Annotated in this window: 23 protein-coding genes, 1 pseudogene and 2 riboswitches; of the genes and pseudogenes, 14 read left to right on the forward strand and 10 right to left on the reverse strand. The window is 43.5% G+C overall.

What is annotated here, in order from left to right; all coding sequences use genetic code 11:
- Positions 1-15: 15 nt before the first annotated feature.
- A complete protein-coding gene (gene isp / locus NSQ16_RS07150) occupies positions 16-975 on the reverse strand; it encodes a serine protease Isp (RefSeq protein WP_106610741.1) in 960 nt (319 codons plus the stop codon).
- 222 nt (positions 976-1,197) lie between these two features.
- Between isp and rsbRB the strand changes: the two genes are divergently transcribed.
- Positions 1,198-2,031, forward strand: a complete 834-nt coding sequence (gene rsbRB, locus NSQ16_RS07155) for an RsbT co-antagonist RsbRB (RefSeq protein WP_003232560.1) — start codon at positions 1,198-1,200, stop codon at positions 2,029-2,031.
- Positions 2,032-2,061: 30 nt separating this feature from the next.
- On the opposite strand, the gene thiX is transcribed toward rsbRB, so the two are convergent.
- Genes thiX through thiU form a run of 4 tightly spaced genes read right to left on the reverse strand, consistent with a single transcriptional unit; the run spans position 2,062 to position 5,634 of the window.
- Complete coding sequence (gene thiX / locus NSQ16_RS07160) at positions 2,062-2,826, reverse strand: HMP/thiamine ABC transporter permease ThiX (protein WP_029317696.1); 765 nt, start codon at positions 2,824-2,826, stop codon at positions 2,062-2,064.
- Complete coding sequence (locus tag NSQ16_RS07165) at positions 2,801-4,444, reverse strand: ABC transporter ATP-binding protein (protein WP_106610740.1); 1,644 nt, start codon at positions 4,442-4,444, stop codon at positions 2,801-2,803. The genes thiX and NSQ16_RS07165 overlap by 26 nt, the downstream gene beginning before the upstream one ends.
- Positions 4,431-5,030 carry an ECF transporter S component gene (locus tag NSQ16_RS07170; RefSeq protein WP_003232554.1) on the reverse strand — a complete coding sequence of 200 codons (600 nt, stop codon included), beginning with the start codon at positions 5,028-5,030 and terminating at the stop codon, positions 4,431-4,433. The genes NSQ16_RS07165 and NSQ16_RS07170 overlap by 14 nt, the downstream gene beginning before the upstream one ends.
- A gap of 1 nt (position 5,031) precedes the next feature.
- Positions 5,032-5,634 carry an HMP/thiamine ABC transporter substrate-binding protein ThiU gene (thiU, locus tag NSQ16_RS07175; protein WP_106610739.1) on the reverse strand — a complete coding sequence of 201 codons (603 nt, stop codon included), beginning with the start codon at positions 5,632-5,634 and terminating at the stop codon, positions 5,032-5,034.
- Between the two features lie 96 nt (positions 5,635-5,730).
- Positions 5,731-5,843, reverse strand: a riboswitch (TPP riboswitch).
- Positions 5,844-5,944: 101 nt separating this feature from the next.
- On the opposite strand from thiU, the gene ykoG reads away from it, so the two are divergent.
- From ykoG to mgtE, 7 genes are all read left to right on the forward strand, one after another.
- Entirely contained in the window at positions 5,945-6,631 is a 687-nt protein-coding gene (ykoG, locus tag NSQ16_RS07180; protein ID WP_085186165.1) for a two-component system response regulator YkoG, read from the forward strand.
- A gap of 3 nt (positions 6,632-6,634) precedes the next feature.
- Positions 6,635-7,999 (forward strand): two-component system sensor histidine kinase YkoH, encoded by a 1,365-nt coding sequence (gene ykoH, locus NSQ16_RS07185; protein ID WP_339232646.1) that lies wholly within the window; start codon positions 6,635-6,637, stop codon positions 7,997-7,999.
- Entirely contained in the window at positions 7,996-8,676 is a 681-nt protein-coding gene (locus NSQ16_RS07190; protein ID WP_128737789.1) for a PepSY domain-containing protein, read from the forward strand. The genes ykoH and NSQ16_RS07190 overlap by 4 nt, the downstream gene beginning before the upstream one ends.
- Positions 8,677-8,767: 91 nt before the next feature.
- On the forward strand, positions 8,768-9,280 hold the full coding sequence (locus NSQ16_RS07195) for a PepSY domain-containing protein (protein ID WP_032721406.1): 513 nt from the start codon (positions 8,768-8,770) through the stop codon (positions 9,278-9,280).
- 82 nt (positions 9,281-9,362) lie between these two features.
- The gene (locus tag NSQ16_RS07200; protein ID WP_003218541.1) at positions 9,363-9,500 is read left to right on the forward strand and encodes a transcriptional regulator SplA domain-containing protein; all 138 of its coding nucleotides are present in this window, start codon (positions 9,363-9,365) and stop codon (positions 9,498-9,500) included.
- A 107-nt stretch (positions 9,501-9,607) separates the two neighbouring features.
- A riboswitch (M-box (ykoK) riboswitch) is annotated at positions 9,608-9,773 on the forward strand.
- A 91-nt stretch (positions 9,774-9,864) separates the two neighbouring features.
- Positions 9,865-9,987 (forward strand): hypothetical protein, encoded by a 123-nt coding sequence (locus NSQ16_RS07205; RefSeq protein WP_009967087.1) that lies wholly within the window; start codon positions 9,865-9,867, stop codon positions 9,985-9,987.
- Between the two features lie 17 nt (positions 9,988-10,004).
- Complete coding sequence (mgtE, locus tag NSQ16_RS07210) at positions 10,005-11,360, forward strand: magnesium transporter (RefSeq protein WP_003232543.1); 1,356 nt, start codon at positions 10,005-10,007, stop codon at positions 11,358-11,360.
- Positions 11,361-11,402: 42 nt separating this feature from the next.
- Here mgtE and tnrA read toward each other — a convergent pair whose 3' ends face one another.
- Entirely contained in the window at positions 11,403-11,735 is a 333-nt protein-coding gene (gene tnrA / locus NSQ16_RS07215) for a MerR family transcriptional regulator TnrA (protein WP_003232541.1), read from the reverse strand.
- A 194-nt stretch (positions 11,736-11,929) separates the two neighbouring features.
- On the opposite strand from tnrA, the gene NSQ16_RS07220 reads away from it, so the two are divergent.
- From NSQ16_RS07220 to NSQ16_RS07230, 3 genes are all read left to right on the forward strand, one after another.
- On the forward strand, positions 11,930-12,085 hold the full coding sequence (locus NSQ16_RS07220) for a hypothetical protein (protein WP_015252234.1): 156 nt from the start codon (positions 11,930-11,932) through the stop codon (positions 12,083-12,085).
- A gap of 87 nt (positions 12,086-12,172) precedes the next feature.
- Positions 12,173-12,355 (forward strand): stress response protein YkoL, encoded by a 183-nt coding sequence (ykoL, locus tag NSQ16_RS07225; protein WP_015252233.1) that lies wholly within the window; start codon positions 12,173-12,175, stop codon positions 12,353-12,355.
- A 132-nt stretch (positions 12,356-12,487) separates the two neighbouring features.
- Positions 12,488-12,952 carry a MarR family transcriptional regulator gene (locus NSQ16_RS07230; RefSeq protein WP_003232536.1) on the forward strand — a complete coding sequence of 155 codons (465 nt, stop codon included), beginning with the start codon at positions 12,488-12,490 and terminating at the stop codon, positions 12,950-12,952.
- Between the two features lie 5 nt (positions 12,953-12,957).
- Here NSQ16_RS07230 and NSQ16_RS07235 read toward each other — a convergent pair.
- Positions 12,958-14,087, reverse strand: a pseudogene (locus NSQ16_RS07235) (glycosyltransferase).
- Between the two features lie 91 nt (positions 14,088-14,178).
- Here NSQ16_RS07235 and NSQ16_RS07240 point away from each other — a divergent pair.
- Entirely contained in the window at positions 14,179-14,730 is a 552-nt protein-coding gene (locus NSQ16_RS07240; RefSeq protein ID WP_003245777.1) for a hypothetical protein, read from the forward strand.
- 27 nt (positions 14,731-14,757) lie between these two features.
- Here NSQ16_RS07240 and NSQ16_RS07245 read toward each other — a convergent pair whose 3' ends face one another.
- Positions 14,758-15,570, reverse strand: a complete 813-nt coding sequence (locus tag NSQ16_RS07245) for a metallophosphoesterase (RefSeq protein ID WP_327836638.1) — start codon at positions 15,568-15,570, stop codon at positions 14,758-14,760.
- Between the two features lie 192 nt (positions 15,571-15,762).
- On the opposite strand from NSQ16_RS07245, the gene NSQ16_RS07250 reads away from it, so the two are divergent.
- Together NSQ16_RS07250 and NSQ16_RS07255 are read left to right on the forward strand one after the other, a co-directional pair.
- The gene (locus tag NSQ16_RS07250) at positions 15,763-17,457 is read left to right on the forward strand and encodes a DUF6044 family protein (RefSeq protein ID WP_327836640.1); all 1,695 of its coding nucleotides are present in this window, start codon (positions 15,763-15,765) and stop codon (positions 17,455-17,457) included.
- 12 nt (positions 17,458-17,469) lie between these two features.
- Positions 17,470-18,483, forward strand: a complete 1,014-nt coding sequence (locus NSQ16_RS07255; protein WP_015252230.1) for a glycosyltransferase family 2 protein — start codon at positions 17,470-17,472, stop codon at positions 18,481-18,483.
- Between the two features lie 25 nt (positions 18,484-18,508).
- Here the strand turns inward: NSQ16_RS07255 and NSQ16_RS07260 are convergent, their stop codons facing one another.
- Both NSQ16_RS07260 and NSQ16_RS07265 read right to left on the reverse strand, forming a co-directional pair.
- Entirely contained in the window at positions 18,509-20,344 is a 1,836-nt protein-coding gene (locus NSQ16_RS07260) for a DNA ligase D (RefSeq protein ID WP_339232650.1), read from the reverse strand.
- A 3-nt stretch (positions 20,345-20,347) separates the two neighbouring features.
- Positions 20,348-21,283: a Ku protein gene (locus NSQ16_RS07265; protein WP_128422198.1), complete on the reverse strand. Its 936-nt coding sequence runs from the start codon at positions 21,281-21,283 to the stop codon at positions 20,348-20,350.
- Positions 21,284-21,303: the final 20 nt, after the last annotated feature.

Raw genomic sequence — 21,303 nt, forward strand, 5'->3', positions numbered from 1 at the left:
ATAAGAAAAATAATCTTATAGGGTCAACAAATGTGATTGCTCTGCTTTTTCTGCGAGCTTATCAGGAGCTGTTAAATACAGGAATCCATTGCCTGCCAGCGTTTTTGCAATATCAAGAGGAAGTGTCCTGCGGATTAGCTGTGCGAAAACCTCAGATTCAGAAAGCTTTCTTTGAAATGATTCTTCTTCATAGCTTTTGATTAAAGCAAGCGCACCGCTGACATGAGGGGCAGCCATTGAAGTGCCGGTCAGCTTACCGTACTTCTTGTTGGGAAGGGTGGATAAGATATTTTCTCCTGGTGCCACAAGGTCAATCTCTTTATTCGCGTTAGAAAATTCTGATAATTCTCGCGCTACAGAAACAGATCCAACTGCAATCACTTCATTATAAGCTGCGGGGTAGGAAAGCTCTTCTGTGCGTTCGTCGCCGTCACCTTCATTTCCCGCTGCACAAACGACAAGTACTCCGTTTTTGACTGCGTTTTTCACTGCTTCTTCCAGCTCTGGCACATCGCTTGGCCCTCCAAGGGACATTGAGATGATGTCGACTTTCTGTTCCACCGCGTAGTTGATGCCGTTAATTATCCATTCGTATTGTCCGCTGCCATTCTCGCCGCCAAGAACCTTCACAATCAATAGGCTTGCCTCAGGCGCGACTCCGGCAATGCCTCCGTTTGAATCATTAGCTGCAATCGTTCCGGCGACGTGTGTGCCGTGTCCGTTGTAGTCGGAAATCGCATCTTCCTTGCCGCCGTCGTCATCCGTGAAGTTCTTTCCGCCGATGATTTGATTTTTTAAATCAGGGTGGCTTGTGTCGCAGCCCGTGTCTAATACAGCAACTTTAATATTTTTGCCTTTTACCCCTTTTGCCCACATTTCTGGCGCCTTAATCACTTTAATGCCCTCAGGAAGCTCGTTTACATCCATGATCTGCTCATTCGTCACATACGGGATCAAGCGGATTTCACCATTCATAAAAAAGCCCTCCTTTTTTATGCTTTCAAGTGGATTCAAGGGTGTTGCCTCATATTATATGAAAAAAGCAAGCGCTCGGACAGAGCCATTTGAAGCATTTTGAAAAAATAGGATACACACCAAAGAATTAGTAATCTTCAAAATATTGGATGGCTTCGGCGTGTATGACTGGGATTCAACTGTAAGTCAAGTTATAATAGTGTTGGGGAAAGGAGCAGTGTCATGAAACTGAATGAAAAATTATATGCATTTTTTTCAGAGCATGTGGAACAAATGGCCGAGGAATGGATTGAAACGATGGAGGAAAGTGATCCGAATTCGCTTTACGCCCTACATAATGCAACAGTAACGGAAGAATTGAAAGAGCAGGACAGAGAGTTTTACCGGCATCTGAATTACATGTATGTTTTACCGGAAAAACAATTTCTCGAAGAGTTTCAAGAGTGGGTCATAGAGCTGACCAACGATCAAAAACATCTCGACACACCGGTTCAGTATGTCATTCGGGAGTTTATGAGAAACAGGAGATTATATACGAAGTATTTTGAGAAGTTCGCAGAAGAAAATGAGTCAGCGTTTGAACCGGGAGAGAAGCAAAAATGGGCTGATTTGATTGTAAAAGTATTTGATTTCACCATATATACATTCGTTGATCACGCTGAAATGAATGCCAAGCAGCAATTAAACGCCCAAAGAGAAATGATATTGGAACTAAGCTCACCTGTCATTACCCTGAGCAAATCAACAGCTCTGCTGCCCCTTGTCGGTGACATTGATACCGAACGGGCGAAGTTTATTCTGGAAAACACGCTTCAAGCTTGTGCGAAAAGACGTGTGGAGCATCTGTTAATCGATCTGTCAGGTGTTGTTGTGGTGGATACGATGGTGGCGCACCAGATCTTTAAATTGATTGAGGCGCTTAATCTGATCGGTGTCCGGTCAACCCTGTCAGGAATCAGGCCTGAAATTGCGCAAACTGCTGTACAGCTGGGGATTGACTTTTCGAATATTACCATTAAAACCAACCTTGCCCAAGCATTAAACTATCATCAATAAAAAAATCCGCTATCTGTGATAGCGGATTTTTTATGATGCGAAACATAAAGATACGAGAAAGGATCCCGCGAATAATAAGAGGACGAGGCAAAAGAACACCCAGTCGCGCCGGTTCACGCTCAATTTCCTATAATATGTCCGGTTTCTGCTTCCTGTAAAACCTTTCGATTCCATCGCAAGCGCTGTCCGTTCCGCTTTTCTGATGGCGCTTGCCAATAGCGGTATGGTATATCGTTTTAACGCACTGATTTTCTTAATGATGCCGCTCTCCGCCGCTCCTCCTCTGATTTTATGAGCCTGCTGAATCAGCTGGATCTCATCCTTTAACAGCGGAAGAAAGCGAAAGCCTGCAATGACACCGTACGCGAGCTTTGGTGAGAGCCTGCACTGCTGGACAAGGCTCAGCATAAATAAAATCGGATCGGTTGTAAAAACAAACATCATCGATAAGGCGGAAAAGCATAAAATACGAAACCCGAGAGAGATGCCGACAGACACATTATCGCTGTTAATTGAGATAGGGCCTGCTTGAAACAAAAAATTATCCGGTGTTGTCGGCACTTTTCCAAAAACTGCGGCTGTCCACACGCATCCGAATGCTAAAATCAAAAACGGAATCGTAAACAACAACCATTTTTTCAATGGGATTCCGGCCGCCAGTAGAACGCCCGCAACGATGATGATATAAAAACATGCCGGAGTGTATGGGTTGTAAATAAACGACAGCATGACGACACAACAAAAAACCGCCGCCGCTTTCACAGTCGGATTAATGAGATGTAACGGCTGCTTCATCACGCACCTCCTCTTGAAATGCCATCCATTCATATAGAAGGGGAAGGGTGAGCTTTGCTTTTTGAACAAGCCCTGTTTCTTGAGAAAACAACTGCGCTGGAGATCCGTCAAAGGCCAGGCCTGTATCGTGAAGCACAAGCACGCTGTCAGCATACGAAGAGACTAGCTCCATATCGTGTGTAATCATAAGGACAGCGGTTCCCTCTGCCTTGATACGCTGAATCATTTCCATGCATTCAGCCGCCGTGCGGGCATCCTGGCCAAAGGTTGGTTCGTCTAATAATAAAACCTTTACGTCATGCATGAGCATAGTAGCAACGCTCAGTCGCCGTTTTTGCCCTTGGCTGATCGCAAACGGATGATGATCAGCCAAATGCGCAAGACCAAAACGCTGCAGCAGGTGTTGCGCTTTTTTCTCAGTTTCAGCATTTGCTTTCTGGCCGAACAGAAGCTCGTCATATACCGTATCGGTGACGAATTGATGCTCAGGGTTTTGAAAAACAAATCCCATCCGTTTACGCAATTCTTTTTCTTTATATTTCTGCAGCGGCTGATCATAGAGAAGGATTTTGCCGCTTTGCGGTTTCATGAGACGGGCCAGAACTGATAGGAGCGTCGATTTTCCAGTTCCGTTCGGACCGACAAGCGCCGTTAAAGAGCCTTCGCGCAACGAAAAGCTGATGTCTTTGAAAATCGCCTGCTGTCCTCTCGCGAACGAAAGGCTGCTGACTTCAAGCACACTCTCCCCAGGAGGGGCTTTCTTCTTTTTGACACGCCCGGCAGGAATAGGCTCTTTGAACAGCATCTCTTTTGATAAAGTAAACGGCATACTCAGCTTTTCCTGCAGATGACAGACCTTTGGAATGGCGATGCCCAATTTCTTTAGTGTCTCCGTTTCATGCTGAAATAGATTTTTCGTCAGGCCATCCAGCGCCTTTTTGCCTGATTTGTCGAGTACGATCGTTCTCTCAATCCAAGGCGCCCATTCATCAAGCTGGTGCTCAATGACGAGGAGGCTGAAACCTTTTTCCCGCTGAAGATCCTTCATCAGATGAACGAACTCCCGCGCTGAGAAAGGGTCTAAAAGAGAGGTCGGCTCATCTAAAATAATAAGCTCAGGCTCCATCGCCAAAATACAGGCGAGAGCCACTTTCTGCTTTTGTCCTCCTGAAAGGGTTGAGATCATTTTTTCTTTTAAATGGGTAATGCGTAATTTTTCTAATACGGCGTTGATTTTCTCTGTCATTTCTTCTTTTGGAATTTGCAGATTTTCCAGCCCGAACGCTATTTCGTCCTCCACCGTCAGCATGCAGAACTGCTGATCAGGATCCTGAAAAACGACCCCGGCATGCTGAGCAATCGTTTCGGAGGTTTCAGCATCTGTGACCGGCTTTTGAAATAGAAAGACATGTCCGGACTGAACGCCGTCGCAAGCCTCCGGATATAGACCGTTTAAACAAAGGGCGAGCGAGCTTTTGCCGCATCCGCTCGGTCCTAATAATAAAACACATTCTCCTTTTTGAAGCTCAAACGAAATGTCTTGAAAAACCGGTTTCTCGTCTTCTTCATAAGAGAAGCTGAGCTGCTCAACCGTCAGAAGCTCATCAAAGGCTTGCATGTTCTGACGCCCGCTTCCGTTTCTTTTTCAGTTCCTTTCCGAGTGCCATTCCGTTTAACACACCTGTATAAGCGAGAGAGTCGCTGACAGCTTTTCCGAGAAGCCCCGCCAAAAGCGCGCCGGAAATGAGGCGGATCACAAGCATAATGAGCAGATAACCTGGTGAATAGGCTGCATAGCCAGAAACAAAGAGATCATAGATAAAGCTGGCTACTGAAGACCCCATACCGGCCAGCATAAGGACAGGGAGAGAGTATGCTTTCCAGCGTGTTGCAAGAAACACAGCCTCAGCCCCGAGTCCTTGAACAATGCCAATGACGATGACCATCGGGCCAGACGGATTTCCCAGCAGGCACTCAACGAGAGCGGCAATGATTTCAGAAACGAGCGCCGCACCCGGTTTTCGAATCATGTACGCGGCGATCACAGAAACGATAAACCAAATGCCGTAAATCGGTTCATAGGCGATTGGCCCAAACATACCTGCAAGCACGTTTCCGAAATGTGTAAATAATAAATAAACAACGGCAAATACGATACTGATAACCGACATGATGACAATTTCTTTTACTTTCCAGCTTTTCATTTTATCCCTGCTTTCTGTTTTTTCTTGATGGACTGTTAGCCGAAAGATTCACAGTCATGGTGATATGGTTTGTTTGCTGCTCGGCCATGCGGAAAACGGCTTCCAATGTGCTGAATACGTCAGGCGCATCCCCGTCAAGCTCGCTCGCGTAATGGACACTCTGTACGAAAGTGCCTTGGGCTTTTGCGATGTCGACAGCCTTCATAATCAATCCCATATAATCCGGCTCGTTCATTGGATAAAGGGCAAATTGGCACGGCGCTTCCGCCTTCAAGCCTCGGACAGCATCATCATTGACACGCTTATCACCTTTGTAAAGATATGTATCCCCCTGTGTGTCACCCGGGCATCCAATGGAAAACGTGCCGTTCATGACGATGTGTTTATCGCTGTTTGCTGCATGAAGGTAAATGGCTTTTGCAGCATCGAATACATGATCAATCGATCCGCGTAACACCGTGCTGATATGGTCGGTTTTCGTCCAAACCTTGGATGTATTTGTTTTTTTCAGCGCAGACTTGATCACACTGATAAAATCATCCGTCAACGGATATAAAGAGAAGCGAAAACCGGCGATTCTGCTTGTACCGCAAATATGCTCCATTTCTCCGACCTCCTGTTTTTTTGGTAAAATAAAAAACTGCATATCCTAAGGGAATATGCAGTCATAGATCGATTAAGCGCACACAAAAATACACCATTCGGTCAACCTGCACTTCCCCACGCTGGTATTATCCAGATCGGGTCATAAGGGATCAAAGCGCGTTTCTTTCGCGCTTTATCTCAGCCAAAACAGCACCCCTAGTGCTTTCCGTATACAATTTTTTATTTTGACATCATAATAGATGATAAGAATCATTTTGTAAACAACGAAATCATTTTTTTCAAATAGGGACGGGAGAGGATGATCAAATTTGGAAAAAGGACACATATTAATTGTGGAAGATGAAGAAAAAATCGCCAGGGTTCTTCAGCTTGAATTGGAATATGAAGGATACAGCGTCACCATCAAACAAAATGGCACAGAAGGTCTGGATGCGGCAGCGGAGGGCGGGTATTCCTTGGTGCTTCTTGATGTCATGCTTCCGGGGCTTAGCGGACTGGAAGTGCTGCGCCGCTTGAGAAAAAGGGATCAACAGACACCGGTCATATTATTAACGGCGCGAGACAGTATTCCTGATAAGGTAACAGGTCTGGACATCGGTGCAAATGACTATGTCACCAAGCCGTTTGAAATCGAGGAATTGCTTGCGAGAATCAGGGCGGCGCTGCGGCAAAATGGAACAAAAACTGAAGATATCGGCACCTTTCTTACATATGATGATTTGCGGGTGAACGAAAAAACCCGTGAAGTGAGACGCGGAGACAAAGAGGTGGAATTAACGCCGCGGGAATTTGATCTGCTCGTCTATATGCTAAAGCATCCGCAGCAAGTGCTGACACGGGAGCAAATTCTAAGCTCGGTATGGGGATTTGATTATATCGGTGATACAAATGTCGTGGACGTCTACATAAGATACATCAGAAAAAAACTGGACTATCCTTACGAAAAACAGCTGATCCATACGATTCGCGGGGTCGGCTATGCCATTAAGGGGTAAACGATGAAGCTGAAGACCAAGATTCATCTATACACATCAATATCACTGTTGATTTTATTAATTTTGGTGCATACCGCAGTCTATCTCATTTTTTCGTCTGCGCTGACATCAAAGGATGCATCCCGGCTTGCTGATGAGACGGATAACATTGCCGAAGCGCTGCGTGCCGCTGAAACAGAAGGAGTGGCTTTGCAGGATATGCTGCAGGCCTATCTTCCGGCAAATGGCATGGTGCGTGTAGTGAATGGTGATCAAAAAGCCGTTATGACGATCACAAAAGAAAAAGCCTATAAAGATTTTCCTCTCTCTTTTCATAGCGGAGAAAAGGCAGATGTGAGGAAACATGACGGCAAGCTGTTTGCCGAGGCTGCTGTTCCGGTGATTTGGACCGATGGACAAGTGGTGTCTCTTCAGCTGGTTGAAAGGCTTGAGAACACAGAAGAGAGTCTGTTTCTGTTGAAAATCATCTTAATCGCTGCAAGTGCTGCTGTCTGCATTGCTTCTTTTTTTGCAGGCAGCTTGCTAGCCCGCCGAATCATCAATCCGATCAGACGATTAATGATCACAATGAAAGACATACAGCGAGACAAAGAATTTAAAACGATTTCTTTAGAAGGACAGTCCAACGATGAATTGTATCAAATGGGGCTGACATTTAATGAAATGGCAATGATGCTGAAGGAGCACTATGATAAACAGCAGCAATTTGTTCAAGATGCTTCACACGAATTGAAAACGCCGCTCACCATTATAGAAAGCTACAGCAGCCTGATGAAGCGGTGGGGTGCAAAAAAGCCGGAGGTGCTTGAGGAGTCGATAGAAGCCATTCACTCAGAAGCGGTGCATATGAAAAAACTGACCAATCAGCTTTTGGCGCTGGCCAAAAGTCATCAAGAGCTTGAGCTTGATCTGAAAACAATCGATCTGATTGAAGCGGCGCGGGCGGTTATGCAAACGCTCCAGTCCGTTTATCAGCGTGACATATTGCTTGAAACAGATAAAGAGAGCCTGCTTGTAAAGGCTGATGAAGAACGCATCAAGCAGCTGTTGACCATTTTGCTTGATAATGCAATAAAGTATAGTGAAAAGCCTATTGAGATGTCAGCCGGAACGAGGAATGGACGGCCGTTTCTATCAGTGAGGGATGAAGGCATCGGAATACCTGAGGAGCATATCCCGCATTTGTTCGAACGGTTCTACCGGGCAGATGAAGCACGAAACAGAAAAACAGGCGGAACGGGTTTAGGCCTTTCCATTGCCAAGCAAATCGCCGATGAGCATGGCATTGAGCTGTCTGTCAAAAGCAAGCCGGGACAAGGAACAGCTGTCACCATGCAATTCAGCGAACAGAATGGGGGAGGCCGATGACTAAAACAATAAAAACAGTATCTTTTGCCGCAGCAGCCATTTTAGTTGTCATCATCTGTACGTTTCTCATCATTCGGCAAACCCATGAGAACGTATTGTCAAAGGAGACTGTCGTAAAAAAAGTCGAATCCTCTTATGAAGGCAAGGTCACGAAAGCAACACAATCAAAGGATAAAAAAACATATGATATAACGCTTGAAAATCAAAAGGGAACTTACTTTGTAAAAGCAGACGCAATATCGGCTGACATTCTTTCAATGAATAGAGTAAAAGCAGTGAATCCATCTGCCATGACAGAAAAAGAAGCCGAGCATCTCGCGCTTGAGCGGGTGCCGGGAACGGTCAAAAAACAAACACGACAAAGTCGAGTTGCCACTTATACCATACAAAAAGAAGATGGAAAAACATACGAAGTGAAGGTAGACATGCAGGCAAAAACAGTCTTGTCTGCCGATCAAATCAGCAGCAAAGATCAACAAAAAACGCCGATTACGAAAAAAGAAGCCAAAACAATTGCAGAGCGAAAAACGGGCGGAACAGCGGATGACGCAGATCTCGAAGAAAGTGAGGGCACTCTCATCTTTGAAGTGGACGTTGATCTTCCTGATAATAAGGAAGCGACAGTGAAAATCAATGCCTACACAGGAAAGGTAGCTAACATTGTGTATGAAGACTGACGGTTTCTCATCAAATTCTCATCTTGCTCTCGTTTTCCTTTCATGTTGAGTGTGTAAACTGTACTCATACAAAACAAAGGAGGACTCACAAATGCTCAAGAAAAAATGGATGGTCGGTCTTTTAGCAGGATGCCTAGCGGCCGGAGGATTCAGCTATAACGCGTTTGCCAAAGAAAACAATGAAAACAGACAGGCTTCTTCTAAGACGGATGCACTCACTGAACAAGAAGCAGAAGCAATTGCTAAAACAGTTGTTGACGGCACAGTAGAAGACATTGACAGAGACCTTTACAACGGCAAAGAAGTCTATGAAGTGGAGATTGAAAAAGAAGGTGAAGACTACGACGTTTATGTAGATATTCATACAAAACAAGCGCTTAATGACCCGTTAAAGGAGAAAGCAGAACAAGTCACCATAACCAAAGAAGAAGCTGAAGAAATTGCTTTAAAGCAAACAGGCGGAACCGTAACAGAAAGTAAGCTTGACGAAGATGACGGTGCTTACATCTATGAAATGGAAATCCAAACGAAGCAAGGAACTGAGACAGAATTTGAAATTTCCGCAAAAGATGGACGCATTATCAAACAGGAGATAGATGACTAATCAAAACCCCCGCTGCAGCGGGGGTTTTTCATGATAAGAAACCTTCTTTTGGACAATCTAAGTAGAAAAGGAGGCGAAACGCATGGAAAAGAAAGAGGAGCAATACATCAATCAGGCTGAATATGTCCCTCATCCGACGAAGGAAGGAGAGTACGCCTTATTTCTTCATGAAACGTATCATTTGCTTTCTGAAGATGACGAGACACAAACAACAGAATAAGGGCTTAGGCCCTTGTTTTGTTCCGTAATTGTGATGTAAGCGCATTTATTACTTTTTTGAGTTGACACAGCTTATTTTTTTCTGTAATCTCAGTGTGTCAATTCAATTAGGAACTTCGTTAGGTGAGGCTCCTGTATGGAGATACGCTGCTGCCCAAAAATGTCCAAAGACGCCAATGGGTCAACAGAAATCATCGACATAAGGTGATTTTTAATGCAGCTGGATGCTTGTCCTATGCCATACAGTGCTAAAGCTCTACGATTGAAGGCGCCCGCACGCTTTTTTTGCCGTGCTTCTTTCACCTTCAATCCCGAAGGCTTTTTTTATGCCTTTAAAACGAAACCAATCAAAGGAGGTGCGGAGTATGGATTCTCCCCATTCGAGTCAATCTGAAGAAGTACCCATATACTATGACAGCAAGACAATTGATTACACGATGAGGAGACGAACTGCCGCACCTTCTGGCGAGGCCGGCACGTCTCCGTAGAGGAGGTACGAGTCCCGATGGTTCAAAACATGACCTATGACGAACTCATTTTACGCATCATTATTTTACTGCGAGACGGGAAAATCAGGGATTTTAGAAGTGTTATTGATGAGCTTCAGCCCTATGACATGGCATTTATTTTTAAAGAAATGCCGGAAAAACACCGCGCCCGCTATTTATCTTATTTAACTGTAGACGATATCACTGATATGATCGGGGAGCTGGAACGCGAATTTCAGCTTGTCGTCTTAAATAAAGTCGGAAAAACAAAAGCAACACTGGCGATGAACAAAATGGACAACGATGACCTCGCTCAACTGCTTGAAGAAATGGACGAAGAACTGAAGGAACAGCTTTTGTCCAGCATGGAAGCGTCAGAGTCAAAAGCTGTACAGCTCTTGATGAATTACCCGGCTGATTCAGCGGGACGCATGATGACAAACCGGTATGTGTGGATCCCTCAGCATTACACGGTAAAAGACGCGGTCGTCAAACTGAAAAGCTTCGCTGAAATAGCTGAATCGATCAACTACTTATATGTTATTAATGAAAGCAAACAGCTGGTTGGGGTTCTTTCCTACCGCGATTTGATTCTGGGTGAACCTGAAGAAAAGGTGCAGGATTTAATGTTTACCCGCGTCATATCAGCAGATGCTCTTCAGGACCAGGAAGAAGTTGCCCGCCTGATTGAACGTTACGATTTTTTGGCAATACCGGTTGTAGAAGAAAACAACGTGCTTGTCGGCATTGTGACGGTCGATGATATTATCGACGTCGTTATTCGGGAAGCTGATGAGGATTACGAAAAATTTGCAGCTTCCGGTAAAGATATCACCTTTGACACAAAAGCTTACGTGGCGGCATACCGGCGCCTGCCATGGCTGATTTTACTCTTGTTTATCGGACTGATTTCAGGAAGCATTATCAGCTATTTTGAAGACGCACTGAAGCAGGTTGTCGCGCTTGCGTTTTTCATGCCGATGGTGTCAGGGATGACAGGAAATACGGGAACACAATCTCTCGCGGTTGTCATCAGAGGTTTGTCTAAAGAAGAAATGAACAAAAAAACGATTGTGCGCCTGATCTTCCGGGAGTTCAGAACAAGTATTTTTATCGGAGCGGTTTGTTCTGTGCTGATTGCGATTGTCTCTATCATATGGCAGGGGAATGCGCTTTTGGGATTTGTTGTCGCCTCTTCACTGTTCTTAACCTTAATCATCGGCACGATGTCAGGAACGATTATCCCTATTATTTTGCACAAACTGAAAGTAGACCCGGCAATTGCTTCTGGACCGCTGATTACAACGTTAAACGATATTTTATCTTTATTAATCTACTTTGGCATTGCCACTGCATTCATTCACTCATTATAAACGTAAAAAGTCCGCCTCAACTGCGAGCCGGACTTTTATTATTTAACGGTTTTTGTACCGAAAGTGAGCATTAAGCTGCCCCTCCAGCATTTTTTTCCGCACTTGCGGATCGTTTTTTAACATCTGTTCTTTTTTGCGCATATCCTTTAAAATCTCTGCCGTCTGTACGCCGTCTTCACGCTTATTGGCGATATCCATCAGCCGCTCTACATCGGCAAAGGAGTATTTTCTTGTCCCCCTTGAAGAACGCTGCGGGTAAATGAGCTTTCGTTCCTCATAATACCTGATCTGTCTTACGGACAATCCTGTCAGTTCACTCACAATTCCGATTGAAATCACTTTTTTGTCTTTATAAGAATGATCTTCTGTGGTCATTTTTCCACCCCTGGATGTCTTTTGATAATAGTATATAAAAAACAAAGAGAAAAAACCTGACGCTTGTCATATTTTCTAACATCAAATAGAAGATTTTTGAAAAAATACGGAAGAAAAATTAACAAGAATAATGCGTAACACCCAAGCGCGTTTTATCCTTTATGTAACGAATCAAACGAGGAGGAAGGATAATCATGGAGGAAGAAAAAGCGGTCTCACTGGCAAAAGAAATTATAGAGTTGGATATCAGGCGTGATGAAATGCTGGAGACGTTTATGCAGCTTGCCGGAGAACAGGCTTTTCAATTATTAAGATCGGTTCAAAACGGACAATACCGAAAATCTTCGTAAACATAAATTCTTTACATTAGATTCATACCACGTTCATTTAAAAAGAGTATCTTTTGTATAGGATACCTCAAAATGAAGGAGGACGCTATGAGTAATTTATTGAAATCAGCTTTAGAAAAAGAACGAAGCCATTATTCTGAAAAACTCTATCAGATTGGGGTTTATAATAAAGAGGTCATGAACAAAATGACGATTTCTGAGCTTCGGAAAGAATACGCTTATTTCTTTCGAAGCATTACAAATCATAAAAATTATCCTTATACAAGATAATGTATAAGGATTTTTTTGCTTTTAGAAGGAATTTCTCGAATTATAGCGAATACGTATAGTAAGGGACTGAACTCTTATTATATGTAAGGGTTTTCATTATTTTTTTATAAAAATCCTATATACGAGGTAGATATGATGAGATTATCGTTTAACGAAGAAGAAGTTGAGCGTGCGATGAATTTGTACAGAGTTTTTGCAAGGGCTTTCAAAAGTGTGTCCGAACATAGTATCCGTGATAGCAAAGAGCACGGTTTTAATCCCACTGAATTTGCTGTACTGGAGCTCCTGTACACAAGAGGCCCGCAAAAATTACAGCAAATTGGGTCGAGACTTCTGCTTGTAAGCGGAAACGTCACATATGTTATTGACAAACTAGAAAGAAACGGGTTTTTAGTAAGGGAGCAGGACCCGAAAGATAAACGCTCTGTTTACGCACATTTAACTGACAAGGGAAATGAGTATTTGGATAAAATTTATCCGATTCATGCACTGCGTATTGCGAGAGCGTTTTCAGGCCTTTCGCCTGATGAACAGGACCAGCTGATCGTCCTGCTCAAGAAAGCAGGCATACACAGCCAGCATTTGCTGTTTCGTTAACTATTCTACACTCTCTGTTTCAGGAGAGTGTTTTTTTGTTTCATAAGATTCTTTTTAAAACATCTTCAATCTTCCTATCAGACATTTCGCCAAGGTATCCATTGACGTGTTTTTTATACTCCTTCATCTGTTCGTTCGATTGAAAAAATGCCGCGATATACTCTTCTGCTTTCTTCATGTCCCAGTTTCTCATATCTGTGACGAGTTTCCTTTCATGTAGAAGGATTAAATTCATTTCCTCCTGTCCCGGCAGTGCATGATAAATAAATACCGGAAGCCGTTTCTGTAAGCATTCACTGATGGTCACGCCTCCGGGTTTAGTCATGATGCCTGTCGCCTGTTCGTACAAACGGTTCATCTCTGCTTTGCTGTGAAGGTAAGAAATCGCCTCGATCAAGGGGTGGTGTAAACTTTTGACATAGGAGTAGAGCTTTTCGTTTCTGCCGCATAATATTTTGTATAAGATCTTTCCGCCTGGCGACAGTTCCTGCACCCATTTTAAAATCCTGCCGACCCCCATACTGCCCCCTGTGATGATGATGGTATATGGCGGGTGGTGCTGCAAGGTATCTGCTGATTCCATTTCAAAATTTCGGTGAACTGGAATACCGGTCAAGTATATGTTGTTCTGATCGATCCCCTCTGATATTAGCTGCTTCTTTACTTCCGTGCTCGGAACAAAATGGTAATCAATGTTCTTCCGTCCCCATAATTGATTCACGAAAAAATCAGTGTATACATTCACAACCGTCAGATTCGGATATTCAGGCTTTAGTCGGTTCAGCAGATAAGAAGGCAGCGCATGTGTGCAGAAGGCGATATCAGGCTGTTTTTCTTGGAGGATGTGCCTCATTTGCTGTGTGAACAGCCATTCGTACATGAAATAGCGTTTGTCATGCTGAAATTCTCCGCAGGCGAGGAGCCTGTAAATGCCGCTGTACGTTTTCGGGAAATATTGAATCCATTTTAAATAAGCCACGGAGGACAATTTTTCTAACCGCCTATACGAATGTGAAAAGATATCAATCTTTTCAGCTGCCAGCCCTTGAGACTCTAATTCAGCCTGCAATGCATCAGCCACATGATGATGGCCGGTGGAAATGCTTAAAAAAGGAAAAATGAGAATGTTTTTCATGACAGTCCTCCTAAAAAAATATGGCAACTATATTTTGAGGAGAACGTTCACAAAATATAAGGGTGTTTTTGATTATGAGGAAGGTGAAGAGATGAAAACCTGTTTCCTTTCCATATGGAGAGTGGTTGATCCGATTTATTTCTTTTTTTCAAGGCTAAGCTTGATTGACAACGATCAAAAAAGCGTTTTTCGAGTCAGGCTGACGAAGTATAAAGGACATCATGTCGTGCTGAGCGATGGAACGCATATTAGAAAAAATGATGTGCTCGTTAAAATTCATCTGCACAATATTAAGCTGATAAGAGAACTGCAAAGCATTGAGAGCGCAGTCAGAAAAGGAATCATTATTTATCAGAAAGTATATCAATCGATGCCGCTTCTTCTTGACTATATCAACAATCATAAAAAAAGCGAGAAAATCAAAGGAATCATTGGGATTACAATGCTTGACAAAGGTGTGGAAAGGCTCGGCTTTGATGTGATCACCCCGGTGAATCCTTTTTACAGATGTTTTAAAAAAGTGTCCCATGTGCCGATTTTATATTTGACTTCAAAGCCTGTGAGCTTGCGGCATTTACCGAATTCATCCTATTTGTTTATCTCAAAAGAAAAGCTGCAGAAAACCTATCAAAAAAAAGACTGATGCCTCGGTCAGCACAGTCTTTTTTGATTAAATCTGATGAAATGTTACTTCAGGACGGCTTCCGACACGGATATTTACGCCGGTTTGTCCCAAGCCTCCGCTGATATAAAATGGTTTATCGTGATGATAATGAAGGCCTTTAATCATGTTCATTCGCACGAGCTTGCCCATTTTCACCAAATGATACGGTTTTGGCCAGTGAATTTGCCCGCCGTGAAAATGCCCTGACAGCAGGTAATCATAATGAACATCTTTCATATCCAGAATAATATTTGGGTCATGTGTTAAGACAAGATGATAGCCATTTTCCAGACTTTGATAAGAGCCGGTGATATTACTCCGATTCGTACTGTAATCATCAATGCCGATAATATTGACTGGCCCTGCAGCCGTCTCGATTCGAACATGTTCATTTTGCAGCGTGATACAGCCGTTTTTCTCTAAAACTCGCTTCAATCTCTGAAAGTCCTCTTCTTTTAATACATAATCGTGGTTACCGAACACCGCGTACATTCCATATGCAGGCTTTAGCTTTTGCAAGGCGTTCAAGTAACCTGCCAGCTTCGGAATATTACGTTTCCGATCAAGAAAATCCCCGGTAAGAGCAATGATGTCCACAGGCTGATCTTTTGTTAAATGATACAGCTCCTCAGGTGAGACTGAAATGTTTTCCAAGTGAAGATCAGATAAATGAAGGATATTTAATTTTTTTCTGGCTGGAAGGCCGTCTTTTTGGTCGATTGAAATGGTGTTGACTTTCACATCTTTTGTATTGCGGTTCGCTTTATATAGAAATGGCACAAATACGAGTATGGCCAATGAAAGTAAGATTGTAAACAAAATATATCCCCTCCCTTCTATCAGTATAGTAAGTGATCAAGCCCTATGGATAGCGGGAATTAATGGGTAGAGACAGGTTGAAAAACGGATTGTCATATGATGAATGATTTGGAAGGGAAAAGGGATAATAAATTTTGACACATGAGGCAGAACATGCCGACGGAGTCAGAATAACAAATGGATGTGTAAGCAATGTTACGATTGATGAGACAACAAAAAAAAGAAACATATTATCTCTGGATCGCATTATTTCTTCTTTTATTGTATGTATCCCCGCTTTTTATTTTAAAGGAAGATGCCCATATCCGGGTCCACGATAATTTAGATTCCAACATCGCTTGGTACAAGGTTCTGGCCGATAGCGGAGAAATCGTCGGCAAGGTTGACGCTGCCATTCCGCAAATCATTAACGGGCTGCCCAGGGATGCCTTTGGCACCGAGTGGAGCGGAATTGTTTGGCTCCATGCTTTCTTTTCTTCCATGACCGCCTATGCAATAAGCCAGACGGTTACAAGAGTTGTCGCTTTTTTTGGAATGTATGTGCTGCTGAAGAAACATATAATCCCGGAACCAAAAGCGGCTTTCATCCGAATTGGCGTATCGCTTGCATTTGCCTTAACACCGTTCTGGCCTTCGGGAATGCTGAGTACGCTTGGGTATCCCTTGGCACTGTGGGCTTTTTTAAATATCCGAAAAGGGGATATCTCATGGAGAGAGTGGCTGACGCTGGGCTTGCTCCCTCTATACTCAAGCTTTGTTCTAGGCTTCTTCTTTTTCCTGGCAGGGATGGCGTGTTTTTGGCTGTATGATGCCATTACAAAAAGAAGATGGAATTTGATGTTCTTAGGCAGTATTGCATTTATGACGAGTATCTATCTTTTCGTTGAATATCGGCTTGTCTATTCGATGCTGTTTGAACACGCACCGATGCATCGTATCGAATTTATCTCATCCAGGCATGACGTTTGGCATTCTCTTCGGCTATCCGTAAAAAACTTTGTCTATGGCCATAATCATGTGATGACCGTTCATACCGTTGTCATCCTTCCGATCCTGCTGGTCGTATTTGCTGCTCTGCTGTTCAAACGAAATCGGACAAATCCAGAAAATGTTTATCTGTTTTTATGTGTGCTTAATTACGGATTGTCATTATGGTATGCGTTTTGGTTCAACAAAATTTGGGCTGTTCCAAAGCAGAAATTTGCCTTTTTAGCAGAATTTAATTTTGCCCGTTTTCATTTTCTTCGGCCGCTTGTTATATACGTGAGCTTCGCGCTTGCTTTATATCTCATTTGGCGGATGGGGAAAGGATGGAAATGGCTTGTGTACGCCGCAGTCGCTGCACAGCTAATGGTGTTGGCGCCTTTTAATGAAGAATATACGTATGGCGTTCATTACAACGCGCCGACATTCAAGGAGTTTTATGCATCGGAGCAATTCAAAGAGATTAAGGAATATATCGGACGTCCGCAAGATTCGTATAGGGTGGCGAGCATCGGACTGCATCCGTCTATCGCCCAATATAACGGGTTTTATACGTTAGATACGTATAACAATCTGTATCCGCTTTCATATAAATATGAATTTAGGAAAATCATTGAAAAAGAGCTGGAAAAAAATTCTCGGCTGAAACAATATTTTGATGAATGGGGCAGCCGCTGCTACCTTTTTGTCGATGAACTCGGTAAACGATATGATTTCAAAAAGAACTCGAAGAAAACGATCAACAACCTTCAATTAAATACAGATGTATTTAAAAAAATGGGCGGACGGTACATTTTTTCTTCAGTTCCGATCATGAATGCTGAACAAAACCATCTCGCGCTCGTAAAGACGTTTGACCATAAAGATTCCGCCTGGCGCATTTATTTATATGAAACAAGATAAGGAGGATATCGATTGAAACAGTCACAGCCAGTATTAACCATCGTCGTCCCGTGTTTCAATGAAGAGGAAGTGTTTCAAGAAACAAGCCGTCAGCTGACAGAGGTTGTAGATGATTTAATTGAAGAAAAATTAATTGCTGAAGACAGTAAAATTCTGTTTGTCGATGATGGCAGCAAAGACCGCACTTGGGCTTTGATTGCTATGGAGAGCATAAGAAACAAGAAGGTTACCGGCTTAAAATTAGCCTGCAATGTCGGCCACCAAAAAGCGCTTTTAGCCGGACTGCATAAAGCGAAGAATAGGTCAGACTGCGTCATTTCGATCGATGCTGATCTTCAGGACGACATCTCTGTGATCCGGGATTTTATGCTGAAATATCATGAGGGCTGCGAGATCGTTTACGGTGTACGCCGGAGCAGAAAAACCGATACCTTTTTCAAGCGCACGACCGCGTTAGGGTTTTATCGTCTCATGAATAAGCTTGGGATTAAATTAATTTATAATCATGCTGATTTTCGTTTAATGAATAAAAGGTCCCTCGAAGAGCTTGAGCGTTATCCGGAAGCGAATCTGTTTTTAAGAGGTATTGTCCCCATGATCGGCTTTAAATCGGCCGAAGTTTTGTATGACCGCAAGGAACGCTTTGCCGGCAAAACGAAATATCCGCTGAAAAAGATGCTATCCTTCGCTTTTAACGGGATTACTTCATTCAGTGTCGCACCAATTCGATTCTTTACGCTTTTAGGGTTTGTTTTGTTTTTCCTCAGCGCTGTGGCAGGGATTGGCGCGTTTATTCAAAAGCTGCTCGGCCATACGAATGCAGGCTGGGCGTCTCTTATCATATCCATTTGGTTTTTGGGCGGGTTGCAATTGATGGGAATTGGAATCATCGGAGAGTATATTGGAACGATTTTTTCTGAAGTGAAAAGACGGCCGAAATACGCGATTGATATTGATTTGTATAATGAACAGCTGAGCCCGCTTCAGCGCCAGGAAAAAGAGCGGTTAGAAAAAAAGTACAGTTAAACACGGAAAGAGCTGACTTCATTAGTCAGCTCTTTTTCTTCAACTGATGCAATATAGCGCTAAGCGGTTCGTCTTGCGGGTTGCGGTAAAAATCAAAAAATGGGCAGCCCTGCTTCTTAATTCGATCGATGACCGTATCAATTGTAAACAGAGCGGGTGTTAAAGATGATTGCACCTCATGCCAGTAGAGCGGGGCTGCAACAGTCCCAAGCTCATTTCCTCTCGTCGAATAGGGACAGATAATCGTTTTTCCTTCTGCATGCTGCAAATAATCAAGATACAATTTGCCGTGTCTGTTTTTAATCAAGCGTTCAGTGGTAAAGAGCTCGGGAAATGCATTGGTGCAGTACTCTGCGATCAGCTGCGTAAATTGGCGTGTTTCTTCATACGTAAATGCCTCGGGAGACAAGGGAATATAAAGCTGGATGCCTTTGTTGCCGGACAGCTTCGGGTACGATGTGATGCCAAAGGAATCCAACAGCCGCTTCAGTTCATTTGCGGCCTGCACGGCCATAAGAAAGTCATCTCGCGAAGGCGGGTCTAAATCAATGACAATCTCAGCCGGACGCCTGCTTTTAATGGTTTGAAAAGGAACGTGAAACTCCAAAGCAAGCTGGTTGCAAAGCCATAGCAATGTAGACATATCCTCACAGACAATATGTTCATGGCTTCCATCATAGAAAGATTGAACAAAATCCGGCGCATAGTCCGGCTTGTTTTTTTGGAAAAATGATTCGCTCCTAGATCCATGCGGATAGCGGATGACGGTGACAGCCCGGTTTTTCAGAAATGGGAGCAGGTAGTCACTGACTTCAATCATATACTGAATAAAATCTTCTTTTGTTTTTTTATTCTTTTCAAATATGATTTTATCCAGGCTTGTGAACTGGAGCTTTGGGTGAACCGGTTTGGAGTGTCGTATGACTTGCGCATACGTGCATTCGGTCCAGTCCATTTGGAATTCGAAACCGATAAACGATACCTCTCTTAATGTGCCTTGGAGAATTGTTAAGTATTGAACAGCTGCACAAATCGAAGGTTCAAGACTAAATTCGCCTGAGGGTGTTTGATGTCCGTGCTGTTCCATAATCTCGCGTATAGCGCTTTTTTCCTCATCGCGCATTCCGTGCGAGACAGAGGCAATCGGTGTCATTATTCCGTTTTTTAACACCGATACCGTCAGAAACCCGTTGTTAGGGTTGAACCCTGTTATGCAAACATAAGCTTGTTTAAAGTTTTTATATTTGAGCCAATCGGACGACCGCTTCTTTTCAAGCCATTTGCTGTTTGTTTTCTTCGCTACAATTCCTTCTCCGTCATATTTTATTACCATCTCCCAGAGTTGATCAAAATGATCATAACAGGGAATGGATTGAATGGTTTCTTTTGCGTAAGGATCTGGAGATGCAGGAAGCTTTGCTGCGGATATGAGTTCACGCAGCGATTTTTTGCGGTCCAAATACGAAAGAAGCGTTACATCTTCTCCGCTTCGCTCTAACAAATCAAAGGCGAGAAAGCAGCACGGCCGCGCGTTTGCCGATTCCTGAATCTTGTCTGGCCTTTTCAAACGCCCCCGCACTTGAAGGTGTTCAAAATCTGCACGACAGGGATTCACCAAACATACGATTTCACCGTCAAGTGTCAGCGGAAGCTCTTTTTCTAGGTGCTGAAAGGCAGTTTTGGTGAATTGTGTGATTTCAGGGAAGGTGCTGCTGAGCTCCACACCATTTCTGCTGGTTAAGGTCACACCTGAAGAATGGATGCGGAGAATACAGCGGTACCCATCATATTTTACTTCGTAACGCCATTCTGCTCCGATTGGCGGTGACGAAGTTAAGACCGGCTGCATGGTAAACGCCATGCGCTATGATGTGCCGGAGGCTTTTTTTCTAGTTGTTTTTTGTTTTTTATCTCCGGCTCCTTTCGGTTCAGCGGCTTGTGCAGGTGCGGCAGCCGGTGTCTCCCGGTTCGGCCTTCTGGTTCTGTCGATGCTGGCTTGCAGAGCGCTTACCAGGTCAATGACATCTTCACGAGGTGGCGCTTTATCAGGAGTGACAGCCGTTTCTTTATTTTCTAGCTTGTCGTTGACTCTTTGCAGCAGCGCCTGTCGGTACGTGTCTTCATATTTCTCAGGCTCAAACTTAGCAGTCAGTTCATCTATTAATGTGATAGCAGTTTGCAGTTCCTTATCGTTTACATTCGATTGATCAGGTACACCTGGGACTTGAGCGGCGCTTCTGACCTCATCGGGATAATGGATAGACTCCATGACGATACAATTTTCATAAACGCGGAGAATCGCCAGCTGCTGCTTTGACCTGATTGTCATATTGGCGATACCGATCTTTCCGGTTGAGCGCAGCGCCTCACGCAGCAGGGTATAGGCTTTCGTCCCATTATCCCCGGGGCCGACAAAGTAGGAGCGGTTAAAATAAATCGGATCAATTTCCTGAAGCTGAACAAAGTCAACAATCTCAACTGCTTTCTCCTCATGCTCCTGTTTTAAGCTTTTTAAATCTTCGTCTGTCAGCACTACATATTTTCCTTTTACATATTCATATCCCTTCACAATTTCATCAGGACTAAGAGTTTTTTCGCAATTTCTGCAAACTTTCTCGTATTTGATTGGTGCGTGATCCTCTTTATGGAGGCTGCGCAGTTTAATATCTTTATCTTCTGTGGCCGCATATAGCTTGATGGGGATGTTTACTAATCCGAAGCTGATCGATCCCTTCCACATTGTATGCATATCGATAAACCCCTTTTTTTCTTTAGTGTGAAGAGAAGGAGTACGATTCATGTGTAGTAACTTATGGGTGA

This window comes from Bacillus sp. PS108 (assembly GCF_037963335.1).
Classification (GTDB): Bacteria; Bacillota; Bacilli; order Bacillales; family Bacillaceae; genus Bacillus; species Bacillus subtilis.